Origin of the sequence: Paraburkholderia sp. JHI869, assembly GCF_038900775.1 — a bacterium.
In the GTDB taxonomy this organism is placed as follows: Bacteria; Pseudomonadota; Gammaproteobacteria; order Burkholderiales; family Burkholderiaceae; genus Paraburkholderia.
Genome location: NZ_JAYMSC010000002.1, coordinates 643726 through 658285 on the forward strand (window position 1 = coordinate 643726; position 14560 = coordinate 658285).

The window sequence follows — 14560 nt, forward strand, 5'->3', positions numbered from 1 at the left end:
GGGGCGTCAACGGATCGTTCAGCGCCCCGGCGCAAAAGCGTCGCCGTCGATCGGCAACTCGCGCTCCGCCAGCAAATCGGCGAGCAGTTGCGCGCTGCCGAGCGCGAGCGTGAAACCGAGCGCGCCATGCCCCGTGTTGAGCCACAGGTTGCGAAAGTGCGTCGCACCGATCACGGGCTTGCTGTCCGGTGTGGCGGGACGCATGCCGGTCCACGTCTGAATGGCGTCGTAGTCGCCGGCGTGGGGGAAGGTCTCGCGAGCCTGGCGCGTGAGCAGCGCGATGCGGGCGTCGTCGGCGTGCGGGTTCATGCCCGTGAGATCGACCATGCCCGCAATGCGCAGGCGCTCGCCCAAAGGCGCATAGACGACCTTGTGATGCGCGTCCGTGACCGAGACGCGCGGCGCACCCTGCGCGTTCGCGTTGGGGAGCGTGAGACTGTAGCCCTTCAGCGGATACACGGGCACGTGCACGCCGAGCGAGGCGAGCATCGGCTGGCTCTGGAAACCCATGCACACTACGAACGCGTCGGCTTCGATGTCGCCTTGCGAGGTTTGTGCGGCGAGCACGCGCAGTCCTTTCGTTCGCAGTCCAGAAAATTCCGTGGCCAGTTGCAGGTTCACGCCATCGCGCTGTGCCGCGCGCGCGAGGCCGCGCGTGAACTGGTCGCAGTCGGCGGCCTCTTCGCCTGGCGTGTGTATGCCGCCCACGATCTCGCCGCCGATATGCGCAAGCGCCGGTTCTAGCGCCACGCATGCCGCGCCGTCGAGCGCATGCTGCACGCAGCCCAGTTTCGCCTGGTACTCCGCCTGGCTGCGCGCGCCCTCAAACCCTTCCTGATCGCGATACACCACGAGCTTGCCGTTGCGCACGTAGTCGAACGCAAGCGCTTCGCGCTCGACCACTTCGTGCATGAGACGCTGGCTCAGAAAGCCGAGGCCGAGCAGTTCGGCCGTGGTCGCGCGGCTGCGTGCGCGCGTGCAGGCGCGCAGGAACGCGGCACACCAGCGCCATTGGTGCGGATCGAGCCGCGGCACGAAACGCAGCGCGGCGTCGCGCGAGAAGAGCCATTGCGGCAGTTTGGGGAGCACCGAGGGGTCGGCGAGCGGCGCGACGTAGCTGTAGCTGAGCTGACCGCCATTGGCGTGGCTCGTTTCGCGCGCCACGTCGACATGGCGTTCGACGAGCGTGACCTCGTGCCCATCGCGGGCGAGCGCATACGCCGTGCTCACGCCGATCACCCCACCGCCCAAAACGCAAACTCGCATAGTCCGTTGTTCTCTTTCGCTTACGGCCAAACCCTCGCAGCCTATGCCGCCAGTCTCGCCGGGAACGACGGGGAACTCAATTGCGAATTGCGCGCGGGGTATAACCTCAGGTTAAAGCGTAATGCGGACGAAAGTTGTCCTTGCAACGGCAAGGACAACTTGCAAGCCCAAGCTCAGGCGAGCGCAGGAGCCTTCCCACGAGCCGCGCGCGCGTCGGTCGCAGCGCCATGCGCCGGGCGCGCCCCCGCCTGCCCCGCGCCGCCCAGGTTGAACACCGCCACGGCCTCGCGCAGCAAATCGGCCTGCGATTCGAGCGACTGCGCGGCCGCCGCCGCTTCCTCCACGAGCGCCGCGTTGCGCTGCGTGACTTCGTCGATCTGCGCAATCGCGTGGTTCACCTGCTCGATGCCGTCGCTCTGTTCGTGCGTCGCGGTCTCGATCTCGCTCATGATCCCGCTCACGCGCGCCACTGCGCTGCGCGCCTCGTCCATGGTGCGGCGCGCGTCTTCCACGAGGCGCGCGCCCGCGCCGACGGTCGCCGCCGACGCCGCGATCAGTTCCTTGATCTCCTTGGCCGCCGTGCCCGAGCGCTGCGCGAGGCTGCGCACTTCGCTCGCCACAACCGCGAAGCCGCGGCCCTGCTCGCCCGCGCGCGCTGCCTCCACCGCCGCATTGAGCGCGAGAATGTTGGTCTGGAACGCAATGCCCTCGATGATGCCGGTGATCTCCTCCACCTTCTGCGACGAAGCCGTGATGTCGCTCATCGTCGCGTTCACGCGGGCCACCACTTCGGCGCCGCGCGTGACCGTTTGGAGCGCGGTCTGGGCGAGGCCGCTCGCTTCCTTCGCGCCGTCCGTGTTCTGGCGCACTGCCGCCGAAAGCTCCTCGATGCTCGCCGCCGTTTCCTCGAGCGCCGCTGCCTGCTGCGCCGTGCGGTCCGACAGATCGACGTTGCCCGACGCGATCTGCTTCGCGCCCTGGGTGATTTCGTGCGTGCTGCCGCGCACGCGCGAGACGGTGTTCACGAGGCCGTCGCGCATGGTCTGCAGCGCGCTCAGCAATTGGCCCATTTCGTTCTTCGAGCGCACGCGCACGTCCACCGTAAGGTCGCCCGCGGCGATGCGCTCGAAATGGCGAATCGCATGGTTCACCGGCTTGACCACGGCGGCGGCGAGACCCACGCGCGCGATCACGCCGATCGCCACACCCACCACGCCGATCAGGCCGAACACGATGAGCGAAAGACGAAAGCGCTGCGCGGCGGTGTCGGCATCCTGCTGCTGGCGCGCGGCCTGCCAGCTTTCGAGTGCATCGATCGCCTTTGCATAGGCGGCGTAATAGCGGTCGGCAGTTTCGCCCTGGATCGTGCGGAAAGTGTTGAAGTCGTTGTCGACGAGCGACTTGTACTCGGGCTCGAGCGCCTGCGAGACAAGCGCCTCACGCGCGCTGCTCACGGCCTGGGCGAGGCGCGCCTCTTCGGGATCCTCGAACGGGCCGGCACTGTATTGCGCGAACTCCTTGTTCGAATTCACGAGCACCTGGTGCGCCTTGTCGAGCAAGCCGTCCGTGGCCTTGCCGACGCTGAACAGCGTCTCGTAGCCGCCGAGCGCGAGGCGCACCTGGAGCAGACGTTCCGAACTGGTCTTGAGGGCGTCGAGCGACTGCGCGCCGCGCTGGGCGTCGTGCAGGCTGTCGTTGGTGATCTTGAGCGCGCCATACGACACGCCGATCACCGTCAGCAGAAACGCGACGAAGATACCGATAACGAGCGTCAGCCCACGGCGAATGGTGATGTTTCCCAGCATGAGGTCTCCGTTGCGTTTTTATCTTCCAGCCGATGCGAAGCTGCGCGGCCCGACGCGCCTTCGCACCTCGTCTCGCCTAACGGCAGATGGTGCCCGGCGCTGGATAGGGGAAATCCATGATGTCCGCAGGGCTACGCGAGGTTTGCCAGGGCATCGTCCCAATGTCTGGGAAAACCCCGCCTGGACGGGGTTTCGGGCGATTTCCGAGGGCTGCGCGCGGGTCGCGAAACGTCGGCCTGCGGGCGCTGTCAGACCAATTGGCGATTCGTGCTATCGTTTTGCTTTCACCGATTGTTTTTCCTGGCAGCGCCTCCGGCTGCCCCCGCTCTCCCACACATGTCCGACCTTTCCACGCCGCTCGCGCGCGCGCCGCGCCCACTCGACTCCATCAATCCCAAGCCGCTAGGCATCGCGCTGTTACTCGTCGCGCTCGGCGCGGTGTATCTCGCGCAGACCGTGAGCGCGCGCCAGGCGGCGCTCTACGTGGTCGGCGCGCTGCTCGGCATGACGCTCTATCACGCGGCGTTCGGCTTCACCTCGGCGTGGCGCGTGTTCATCGCCGACGGCCGCGGCGCCGGTCTGCGCGCGCAGATGGTCATGCTCGCCATCGGCGTGCTGCTGTTCTTTCCGGCGCTCTCGGCGGGAACGCTGTTCGGCCATCCGGTCACCGGTCTCGTTTCGCCCGCGGGCACGTCGGTCATCGTCGGCGCGTTCATGTTCGGCGTGGGCATGCAACTGGGCGGCGGCTGCGCCTCGGGCACGCTCTACACCGTGGGCGGCGGCAGCACGCGCATGGTCGTGACGCTCATCGCCTTTATCGTGGGCTCGGTGATCGCCACGGCGCACATGCCGTTCTGGACGTCGATGCCGCAGTTGAAGCCGTTCTCGTTCGTGAACGCGCTCGGCGCCGCACCCGCTATCGCGCTCAACCTCGTGGTGTTCGCGCTCATCGCTGCGCTCACGGTGGTCGTCGAAAAGCGCCGCCACGGCCGCCTCGTGAACGAGCCGCGCGCACCGCACACCTCGCCGTGGCTGCATGGTCCGTGGCCGCTGCTTGCCGGCGCGGTCGCGCTTGCGATCCTCAATTTCGCGACGCTCGCGCTCTCTGGCCGCCCGTGGGGTGTGACTTCGGCGTTCGCGCTGTGGGGTGCGAAGGGCTTCGCAACGCTTGGCATCGACGTGGCGAGCTGGAAGTACTGGATGGCCGGCCCGAACGCCGCGGCGCTCGCCGCCCCGGCAAGCCACGACGTCACCACCGTCATGGACATCGGCATCGTGCTCGGCGCCATGGCCGCGGCCTCGCTCGCGGGCCGCTACGCGCCGGTGTGGCGCATTCCGCTGCGCTCGCTCGTGGCGGCCGTGATCGGCGGCCTGCTGCTCGGCTATGGCGCACGCCTCGCTTATGGCTGCAATATCGGCGCGTATTTCAGCGGCATCGTCTCGGGCAGCCTGCACGGCTGGCTGTGGCTCGTGTGCGCGTTCGCGGGCAATGTGCTCGGCACGAAGCTGCGCCCGTTGTTCGGGCTCGAAGTCGAGCGCGTGAAGAATACGGGCTGCTAAGGCCGTCAGCCGGTCCGACGGTTCGGGCCGCACAGAAATGACGAAGGGGCAAGGCTTGACGCCTTGCCCCTTTTTACATGATCCGGCGCTTTTTACCGGAGCGCGCCTCTTCAGATATTCAGACGCGTGACCTTGGTGCCTGCCAGCGAGACGTCGGCCATCAGGCCCGCGTTGGTCAGCACGAAGACTTCCACCGGGTGCGTAGCCGTGTTGGTGTCGACAACGCCGTTCGCGCCCACGGTCACGAGCGCGACCGATGCGTCGGCGCCCGCGGCCCAGCCGTCCGTCGCGCGGAATTTGTCGAGCGAGTCCTGCGTCATGAAGGCGAAGATGAGCGCCTTCGACTGAGCGCCGGCCTGAAGGCCGAAAGAGCCCGACACGGTGCTGTAGTAGCCGACCGTCGCGCCGCCCACGCGCAACGCGCCCTCGCCATACTGCGCGCCGACGATGAAGCCGGCCTGCAGCACTTCGGGGAACACCAGCACGCCGCGCGACTTCGCGAGGAGTTCGTGCGAGCCCTTCACGGTCGAAGTCAGGCGCGAGAGGGTGCCATCCACAGACGCGTCGATCGACTGGCGCTTTGACATGTTCTGCGACGCTGTGGAACTCGAAGGCGTCGTGGTGCTACAGCCCGCGAGCGTGAGACCGCCCGAGGCGAGGGTCACCGCCGCCGTTAGCATGAAGTTGCGTCGTTGCATTTGGTTATCTCCACACGAATGAGAGTGCGGAGATGGTCTAGCAAGCCGCATGCCCGACTTCTCCGCTTCCGATGGCCAAAGCCCGCATCGGGCGACAGCCACGTCGCCGTGGCTTGATTGTGCCCGAATTCCGTGTGCAGCGTCTGTCAGAGAACGACGTCAGCAATCATGCCGCCCGAAGGACGGCGGATCGTCGATCAGGGCTTGGTGGCCTGCCAGGTCGAGTCGGGATCGAACGCCTTGATCGCCGCTGCCGCATGCGCGCCGTTTGGCCCGAGGTTTTTCTGATACAGCTGGCCGTCCTGGTTGATGATGAAGCTCATCACACCGGTTTTGCCGTACTGCGCCGGCCAGGCCACGAGCGCGAAACCGCCGCTCAGATCCCCGTTCTCGAGATAGTTGCGTGCACCACCGCTGGCGTGCGCACCCTGCGCGGTGAGAACGCGGAAGTGATAGCCGTGATAGCCCTCTGTTGGCGTGATCTTCGCATTGCCCGGCATGGCTGCCGCGAGCGGTCCGAGCGGACTTTCGGTCTCACCCGGCTCGACAGGCCAGTACAAACCGTCGTGCGTGCCCGGCGTGCTGATGAGGCGCTGCGCATAGTGCTGCGTGAGCTTGCGATAGTCGTTCTGCGCGTCGACGTAGGCGAGCGAGGTGAGCATGGCCGCACGCTCGTTGCGGCCAATGCGGCGCGTGAGGATTTCGCTCGCGCCTTCACGCGGGTCGAAATGCCAGCCCTTGCCCGACTGCACGAGGGGGATGGGCAGCGTCCAGCCGCTGTCGCCCACCTCGACATGAGCGCTCGCCTTGCCCGCAACGGGGGTGGCGTCGGGCACGACGCGGTGGCCCTTTGCCCAGGCGCCAAGGTAGTCGTCGATATCGTCCTGACCGATGCTCTGCGTGGGGATGAACTGCGTGAAATCGTTGCCGAGCACGTGCTTCATGGCGCCCTGGTCGTTGGTCGCGAGTGCGTCGGTGAACGCGTTCGCGGCGGCTTCAGGCGTGGCGAAGACAGCTTGCGCGTAAGCGGCGCCGCCGAACTGGGCGGGCAGCAGCGCGGGCGCGCCAAAGAGCGCGAGTGCCGTGCCGAGCGCGAGCGCATAGTCGTACGGCAGGCGGCGTGCGGAGATGCGGATCATTTCTAGACTCCTCATGATATTCAACGTTATCGACGGCCGATGTGACGTCCACCGCCACCACCACCGCCGAAGCCGCCGCCTCCGCCGCCATGGAAGCCCCCACCGCCGCCGTTAAACCCGCCACCGCCGCCATGGCTCTGGAACGCATCGCGGCTTTGCTGTCCGCGCTGTTGTTCGAGGCGCGCATTGTTGCCATCGCCCGCGCCGCGTAACGCGTTATCGCGATTCATGCTCTGCGCCCGGTTGTTGAGATCGTTCGAGCGGTTCGCGTTCTGCGCGCCGTTCTGCCCGCGGTTGCCGAGTTCGTTGCCACGGTTCGCGTTTTGCGCGCCGTTTTGTGCGCGATTGTTGAGCTCGTTGCCGCGATTGCCGTTCGCTCCGTTGCCGCCGTTGGCATTCGGCCGGCCACCTTGCTCGATGCCCTGGTATCTCTGCTGTGCATTGCCGCTCATGTTCTGGCCAGTGCGGTTCTGCAAGGTCTGCATGGCCTGCGTGCGGGACTGGTCGTAGCCACGGTACTGGTTGCGCTGGCCGTTCATGTTCGCGTTGTTGTAGTTCTGCCGACGCTGGACGTTGGCGTTGCTATTCCAGTTCTGCGTGGCGTTTGCCGTGTTGATGCGGTTGTTGACGTTGATGTTGTTGTAGCGATTGACGTTGACGTTGACGTTGTTGGTGCCCCAGTTGACGCCGCCCCACAGCGAGTTCGCGACCGCCACGCCCGCGCCGAACGCAAGCCCGCCCACGAAGGCGGTGGCCATGGCATATCCCGGAGGCGGTGGCATGTAGACAGGCGGGTAGGCCGGATACGGCCACGCGCCATAGACCACCGTCGGGTTATACGTCGGCACGTAGACCACTTGCGGATTGGTCGGCTCGATCACGATGGTTTGCGTGGTCGACGTACCCGAGGCCGGCTGCACCACGACCTTCTGCTGCTCATTGGACTTGAGATTGCCCGCCTTCTGCGCCTGCGCGCGCAGGCGCTGCACGGAATCCATCACGTCGTTGGGCTGCGCGAGAAACGCATCGCCGATTTGTTGAACCCACTCTGGCTTCGAAGCCATGGTGGCGAGCGCCTGCGGGAACGCCACCAGCGACTGCACACTCGGATCCCACGGCTCGGATGCCACGGCCTTCACCGCGTCGTCGCCCTTGAGGTTCGGATTGGACTTCGACCACGCGGCGGCAGCGGACACGTCTTGCGGGAACGTGGTGGCCATGAGCACCTGCGCGAGCAACGCGTCAGGATAGAGCGCAATGGGCGCTGTGAGTGAATCGAGTTGCTGGTTCGAAAGATGTGCCGCGTTCTGCGCGAGCGCGACAGTGGGCCCAAACGGTCCCACGAAAAGCGGTGCGCCTGCGAGTGTGGCGCACACGAGCCAGGCGAAGCGCTGGCTTACACCGGTTGATTTCACGTTACGGTCCTCCCGGTTACGAAATAGTGTTGCTGACTTTTGCCGCGATCGAAATATTCTCGAACTACTTTTTCAAACTACACAATCGCTAAACGCTACGGCGTGCTTCAGGAAAATAAAGGGCCAAGACTCACCGTGTCAACGGAAGATGTGTATCAACACTGCGGTTACGCGACATGCATCAATGGCAGACAACACTACGTTGAGCATAATAATTTCGCGACCGCAATCAGACCTCGCTCGAGTGCGATTGCGACTCGTTTGCGCTCAAGTGCATACGCACGAAACCCACGTGTTCTCGCAGCACGTAAAACGCGTCGGCGTACGCGAGTGGCATGCGCAACGTGTTGAGCGAGCGTTCGATCTCGTCGAGCTCCTCGACCAGCGCGCGCCGCTCTTCTTCGTTCGTATGTTTGAGCGCGTCGCGCTCGATGGCGATGAGCGCACCGTAATAGCGATAAATGCGCGAACGCACGCGCCAGCGATACAGCGCCGGTATCGTGCGCAATGCGGGAATCACAAGCACGGCCAATGGCAGCAGCAGCACCAGCAAGCGGTCCGTCACGCTCGCGAGCCAGAACGGCAGCGCGCGATAGAGAAAACTCTTGCCCGACTTGTAGTAGCGCGTAGCGTCCTCGCTCACGCGGAAGTCATGTACCGCCGGGCTTGGAAACTGGCCTTCGCGCTGCAGGAGTCCAGGCGCGCCATTCACCTCGCCCGCCGCTTCGATGAGCAGATCGGAAAGCGCGGGATGCAGCGTGTCGCGCGCAACGAGTTCGACAGTCGGGCCGATCAGGTGCACCGTTTCGCGTGGCTGGCGCCTGCGCAAATCGAGCACGCCGGGCGGCAGGTCCACGTCATCGAGGTAGGGAAAGAGCCGCGTATAAGCGGCCGCTTCGTCGAAGCTCATCACCGAGATGCCGGGGATGTCGAGCAGGCGCAGCATCAGAGCGCGCGTGGTCGAGTCGCCGCTCAGCATGGCGGCCTCGACGCGGCCGGACACGAGCGCGGTGGCCGCGTCCATGCCGTCGAGCGGCAGGAAGGTGGACTCACCGCCGGGGTCCATGCCGTTCGCGGAGAGCAGCTTGAGCGCAAGCTCGCGCGTGCCGCTGCCCACGCGGCCAACGGCAATGCGCTTGCCTTCGAGCTCGGAGAGCCGCGTGAGACCCGAGCCGCGATAGAACACGATGATCGGCAAATAAGCCACGCTGCCGAGCGACATAAGCGAGCGTGTGTCCACGCCGTCGGCCACGCCGCCCTGCACGAACGCGAGGTCCACGTGCTGCTTTGGATCGAGCAGGCGTTGCAGGTTCTGCACCGAGCCGTCCGATTCGAGAATCTTGAGCGCCACGCCGTTGCGCGCGAGGATCGCGCGGTAGGCTTGCGCCATCTGCATGAAGGAGCTGTCGGCGGGGCCCGCGCTGATCGTGATCGTATGCGGCGGCGCGGGATCGACGAGCCAGAAGACAAGACCGACCACCACCGCGCAGAACAGGGCCACGGGCAGCGTGGTCAAAGCGATATCGCGCCAGGCTGGGTGCGCGTGGTCACGCAGAAAGTTGGGTGGCGGCGGTCGATATCGTCTCATGAGAACCCGGCGGCAGAGCGTCAGACTCCTGGAATTCTCATGATGCCATTTTCGCGCCAGATCTGATCGCTGGCGTGGCCGCCTCGCCTGAAGGGCTTACGAAACGCGTGCGTGCGTAAGTGGAGTGTCAGCCCGCCGCGGCCTTCGTCAGTGCAAACAGTTCAGTGCGTAGCGCCTTCGCGCGGTCGCGCTTCATGTGCTGCTCGAACTCGGCCTGGGCGTCGAGCCATAACGCGTGCGCCTTGTCATAGCGACGCAAGCCCGCAGCCGACAGCCGGTAGACCAGCGTACGGGTGTCGTGTTCGGCCGCCGCCGTGAGCACGAGGCCGTCGCGCTGCAGCGGCTTGAGCGCCCGCACGAGCGTCGTGCGGTCCATCACGAGGTCGTCGGAAAGTTCGGCGGCCGTGGCGTCGGGCCTACCCGCGAGGCGCGAGAGGATGGTGAACTGCGCGGCCGTGACGTCCGCCTGCGAGAGGTGCCGCTCGTACAACTGCGTAACGAAACGCGCTGCCTGCCGCAGCGCAAAACAGTTGCATTCCTCGCGTGTGATCCGCTTCGTCATCGTGTTCCCCGCCTGTATCCCAGTCCGCATCGCAGTCCATCGCGCCTCAATGTCATCCGGCCATCATACTTTCTCGAGCGCGAGCGCGATACCCTGGCCGCCGCCGATGCAAAGCGTTACGACGCCGCGACGCACGCCGTCGCGCTGCATCGACCATGCGAGACGCGTGGTGAGAATCGCGCCCGTCGCGCCGATAGGGTGTCCATGCGCGATCGCGCCGCCTTCCACGTTCACGATGTCCTCGGGAATGCCAAGCTGCTTCATGACCGCGAGCGGCACGGCCGCGAACGCCTCGTTGATCTCGAAGCGATCGACGTCGCCAAGCGACCAGCCCGCGCGCCCCAACGCGAGTTGCACGGCGGGCACGGGGCCCAAGCCGAACATGCCAGGCTCCACCGCCGCCACGCCCCACGCCACCAGCTTCACCATCGGCGCCAGACCTTCGGCTTCGGCAAAGCCGCGCTCGGCCACGAGCATCGCACTCGCAGCGCTGTTCAGGCCGGGTGCGTTGCCCGCTGTGATCGTGCCGTCCGGGCGAAACGCGGGACGCAGCTTCGCGAGCGCCTCGAGCGTCGTGTCGGGGCGCGGCGCTTCGTCGGTATCGATGCGCTCCATGCCCTTCTTGCCTTTCACTTCCACCGCGGCGATTTCTTCCTTGAAGCGCCCCGCCGCTTGTGCGGCTGCGAAACGCTGCTGCGAACGCACGGCCCAGTTGTCCTGCTCCGCGCGCGTGAGCGCAGACTGCGTCACCAGATCTTCGGTGTGCCAACCCGAATGCTGGCCCGAAAATGCGTCGACTAAACCATCGCGCAGCATGCTGTCATGAATCTCGGCGTTGCCCATGCGATAGCCCCAGCGGCCGCCGTCCAGCAGATACGGCGCGCGGTCCATGTTCTCCATGCCGCCCGCGAGCGCGACGTCGGCGAGACCCAGCATCACCTCCTGCGCGGCGCTCGCGATGGCTTGCGCGCCTGACCCGCACACGCGATTGACCGTGAGCGCGGGCACCTGAACCGGCACGCCGCCGCCAAGCTCGGCCTGGCGCGCGGGATTCATCTTGTTCCCCGCCTGGACCACGTTGCCGAGCACCACGGAGCCGAGCCGCGCGGGATCGAGCTTCGCACGCGCGAGCGTTTCGCGCACCGCCGCCGCGCCTAGCTCCGTGGCCGGAACGCCCTTGAACGCACCGTTGAAACCGCCAATTGCCGTACGCACCGGCTGGCACAAAACGATCTCGCGCGAATTCAGCTTGCTCATGGACAACTCTCCTTTCGTGTACGCCGCTCCGTCATCATTCTATGTATGCATATGCACACTTTCAAACGATTTTGTGGAACAAGCGCTCGCGTGCGCTGGCACGATTGATGTCGTGTCCAGCGCACGCGGGGTGGGTAAAACTGTTTGCGCTACATTACGGCGCGGCCGGAAAATCCAGCGTCGTATCGTTGATGCGGTTCACGAGGTTCGTGAACGTGATCGATGCCACAGCGAGCGAGATTTCGACGATCTGGCGCTCGGTATAACCGGCCTCGCGAATCGCGCTGACTTCGCCTTCGGGCAGCGTGCCGTGCGTGGTGACCAGCACGCGAACGAAGTGCACGAGCGCGTCGCGCTTGGCGTCGCCGGTCGCATCGCCTGCGCGCACCGCCTTCATCGTTTCCGGCGCCAGGCCTGCGAACTTGCCCGCCAGCGTATGCGCCGCGAGACAGTAGTCACAGCCCGCCACTTCGCTCACCGCGAGCTTGATCGCTTCGACGTCGGGCTTCGACAGCGTGCCGGCGCCGATCACCGCTTCGACGCCCAGCAGCGCGCCCAGCGCTTCGGGGCTATGCGTGCCGATGGTGGCGTAGGCGTTTGGCACCTTGCCCACGGCCTTGCGGATCTTTGCAAAGATTTCAGCAGCGGCGCCGGTGGCGGCTTCAGGCTTGATGGCGGAAAGACGGGACATGTTGTGCTCCTTAAACGTTGCGTGGTCGCGAGCGGGTGTCTGTGTCGCGTTGCCATCGTCGATGGCATGGATGCAGTGTATGCGCGCACCGTTGCGCTTTTAATGCCAGAATGGCGCGACTTCATGCTCAATCGTCTCACTCGCCCACCATGGATCTGCTGAGCCGCCTTCTCGCGCTGATGCCCGTTGCCGGCCGCCTCGACGTGCGCTGTCATTTCGGCGCGCCATGGCGCATCGATGAACCCGGCGCGAAGGAGCGCGAGATCCGCTATCACGTGCTGATTGCCGGGCGCGCCATCGTCGAGGATGCGCACGGCGCGCCCGTCGCCATGCATGCGGGCGACATCGTGCTGTTTCCCTCGGGCAGCGCGCACGTGCTGCACGATGGCAGCGGCGCGGCGCCCGCCACCGTCGCCAAGCGCATGGAAAACGGCGTGACCGTCGAAACGAATACGGGCGACGGCGCCACCGCCGACGTGCTGTGCGGCCGCTTCCTGCTGCCCGCCGTGCCGCAGCGCCTGCTGCGGGAGAATCTGCCCGCGCGCCTCGTCGTGCATAGCACGCGCGATGGGGCGCAACCGCCCGAACGTCTCGTGCGCCTGATCTCGCTGTTGCGCGACGAAGCCTATGAGGCGGCGCCTGGCAGCGAGTCGCTCGTGAACCATCTTTCGGGTGCGCTCTTCGGGCTCACGCTGCGCTACGCCAGCGCCGGCGACGCCCCGCCGCGCGGCTTGCTCGCGCTCGCACAGCGCCCGCGCCTGCAACCCGCCATCGACGCCATGTTCGAAACGCCCGGCAAGCCCTGGACGCTGCCCGAGCTTGCGGAGCTTTGCCACATGTCGCGCGCGACGTTCGCGCGGCACTTCGACGAGGCCATCGGCCGCTCGGCCGCCGACGTGCTCACCGATATCCGCATGACGCTCGCGGGCCGCATGCTTGCGCAAAGCAACGAGAGCGTGGCCGAGATCGGCGAATTCGTGGGCTACCAGTCGGACGCCGCCTTCCAGCGCGGCTTCAAGCGCCACGTGGGCATGACGCCCGCGCAGTGGCGCGCGCAGGCACACGAGGCGGCTTCCGGCGCTTGAGCGCAAGGTCATGGGTCGGTCCGTGCCTTTTAGCCGCCGTGCGCGGGGGTTTCCTGAGCGAGCACCACGTCGCCGCTCTGACTCCAGCCGCCGCCAAGCGAGCGGTAAAGCGCGACCGCCGCGAGCGCGCGCTCGCGCTGCGCGTCGTTGAGCAGGTCCTGGTCGGCGAGCAAGGTTTGCTGCGCGTTCAGCACGTCGAGAAAGTCCGTGGCGCCGCCCTTGTAAAGCTGGTTGGCGAGCTTGAGCGATTGCGCCGACGAAGTCAGCGCGTCGTTCAACTGCTGCGTCTGACTCGCCGTGCTCACGAGATCGCTGCGGCTGTCTTCCACTTCGCGCAACGCCTGCAACATGGTCTGCTGCAGATTGAGCTGCGACTCGCGCATGCGGCTCTCGCTCTGGTCGATGTCGGCCGTGATGCGCCCCGCGTTGAAGATCGGACTCGTCGCGCCAATCGCCGCGCTAAAGAGGTTATCCGTGAGCGTGGGCATGCCAAGATAGGACGCGGCAAGAATGCCGTCCGTGAGATTGAGCGTGAACTTCGGATAGCGCTCGGCACGCGCCACGCCCACTTCGGCCGCGCGCTGTTGCACGGTGGCGTAGGCGGCCTGCACGTCGGGGCGGCGCAGCAGCGCTTCGGAGGGCAGCATCTGCGGCACGCTCGCCGGCACGCCGGGAATGGGCGCGGTTTGGGCGAGCGCGAGCTGCGCCACGGACTCCGGCGTGCGCCCCGTGTACACCGCGATCAGGTTCAACTGATGATCGATGCTCGCCTGCGCGCGCGGAATGCGCGCTTGCAACTCGCTTAGCTGCGTTTGCGCGCGCGCCACGTCCAGTTGCGTGGAAAGGCCGTATTTCAACCGGTCCTGCGTAAGCAGCAAGGTACGCTTGCGAATCTCCAGGTTATCCTGAAGGATTTTCAACTCTGCCTGTGCATAGCGCAGATCGACATACGCCGAGGCCGTATTCGCCGCCAGCGCGAGGCGCACCGCATCGAGTGCGTGCTTCTGGCCCACGAGATTCGCCTGAGCCGCGAGCAGATCGAGCCGCTCGCCGCCGAATACGTCGGGCGACCAGCTCAGCGCGAGACCCGCGCCCGCCTGCTTTACGTAGCCGAGCGGCGGCGGCGTGTTCTGGCGCTCGTAGACACCGTGCGCGGTGAAGTCGAGCTGCGGCAGCAACGCCGCGTGCTTTTGCGTGGTGATCGCTTGCGCCTGCTTCACGCGCTCGGCGGCGGCCTGCAAGTCGAGGTTGCCTTCGAGCACCGTGGCGAGCAGCGTATCGAGCGTCGGATCGCCGAATTGCGCCCACCAGGCGCGCGCTGCGATGGCGTCCTGCGGCGCGTCGATGCGCCATGCCGCAGGCGCCGTTTCATGCACCGTGGCGGGCAGGTCGGGATGCTGCGCGGGCTGCACCGCGCAAGCGGCGAGCACGGCGGCTGAGAGCAGCGAGAGCACGAGGCGCATGGGGGTCGATGAGCGTTCGGGGGTTTTCATG

12 protein-coding genes are annotated in these 14560 nt (G+C 66.2%); 2 read left to right on the forward strand and 10 right to left on the reverse strand.

The annotated features are described in order from the left end of the window. Positions 1-18: 18 nt before the first annotated feature. Positions 19-1296, reverse strand: coding sequence for a D-amino acid dehydrogenase (locus VSR72_RS06125; protein ID WP_342951498.1), 1278 nt, complete (start codon positions 1294-1296; stop codon positions 19-21). Positions 1297-1439: 143 nt separating this feature from the next. Further along, entirely contained in the window at positions 1440-3071 is a 1632-nt protein-coding gene (locus tag VSR72_RS06130) for a methyl-accepting chemotaxis protein (protein ID WP_342951499.1), read from the reverse strand. Positions 3072-3407: 336 nt separating this feature from the next. Between VSR72_RS06130 and VSR72_RS06135 the strand changes: the two genes are divergently transcribed. Further along, the gene (locus VSR72_RS06135) at positions 3408-4631 is read left to right on the forward strand and encodes a YeeE/YedE family protein (protein WP_342951500.1); all 1224 of its coding nucleotides are present in this window, start codon (positions 3408-3410) and stop codon (positions 4629-4631) included. Positions 4632-4741: 110 nt separating this feature from the next. Here the strand turns inward: VSR72_RS06135 and VSR72_RS06140 are convergent, their stop codons facing one another. The 7 genes from VSR72_RS06140 to VSR72_RS06170 form a co-directional block, all read right to left on the reverse strand. Further along, on the reverse strand, positions 4742-5329 hold the full coding sequence (locus VSR72_RS06140; protein WP_342951501.1) for a YSC84-related protein: 588 nt from the start codon (positions 5327-5329) through the stop codon (positions 4742-4744). 197 nt (positions 5330-5526) lie between these two features. Next, positions 5527-6468 (reverse strand): DUF2950 domain-containing protein, encoded by a 942-nt coding sequence (locus tag VSR72_RS06145; RefSeq protein WP_342951502.1) that lies wholly within the window; start codon positions 6466-6468, stop codon positions 5527-5529. A gap of 26 nt (positions 6469-6494) precedes the next feature. Further along, positions 6495-7811, reverse strand: a complete 1317-nt coding sequence (locus VSR72_RS06150) for a DUF3300 domain-containing protein (RefSeq protein WP_342951588.1) — start codon at positions 7809-7811, stop codon at positions 6495-6497. Between the two features lie 301 nt (positions 7812-8112). Next, positions 8113-9471, reverse strand: coding sequence for a TAXI family TRAP transporter solute-binding subunit (locus VSR72_RS06155; protein WP_342951503.1), 1359 nt, complete (start codon positions 9469-9471; stop codon positions 8113-8115). A 127-nt stretch (positions 9472-9598) separates the two neighbouring features. Next, complete coding sequence (locus tag VSR72_RS06160; protein WP_158760710.1) at positions 9599-10033, reverse strand: MarR family winged helix-turn-helix transcriptional regulator; 435 nt, start codon at positions 10031-10033, stop codon at positions 9599-9601. Between the two features lie 63 nt (positions 10034-10096). Then, on the reverse strand, positions 10097-11281 hold the full coding sequence (locus tag VSR72_RS06165; protein ID WP_342951589.1) for a thiolase family protein: 1185 nt from the start codon (positions 11279-11281) through the stop codon (positions 10097-10099). 163 nt (positions 11282-11444) lie between these two features. Beyond that, positions 11445-11981, reverse strand: a complete 537-nt coding sequence (locus VSR72_RS06170; RefSeq protein WP_342951504.1) for a carboxymuconolactone decarboxylase family protein — start codon at positions 11979-11981, stop codon at positions 11445-11447. Positions 11982-12130: 149 nt separating this feature from the next. Here VSR72_RS06170 and VSR72_RS06175 point away from each other — a divergent pair, with 149 nt between their 5' ends. Beyond that, positions 12131-13066 (forward strand): AraC family transcriptional regulator, encoded by a 936-nt coding sequence (locus VSR72_RS06175; RefSeq protein ID WP_342951505.1) that lies wholly within the window; start codon positions 12131-12133, stop codon positions 13064-13066. Between the two features lie 29 nt (positions 13067-13095). On the opposite strand, the gene VSR72_RS06180 is transcribed toward VSR72_RS06175, so the two are convergent. Further along, a complete protein-coding gene (locus VSR72_RS06180) occupies positions 13096-14559 on the reverse strand; it encodes an efflux transporter outer membrane subunit (RefSeq protein ID WP_342951506.1) in 1464 nt (487 codons plus the stop codon). Position 14560 lies beyond the last annotated feature (1 nt).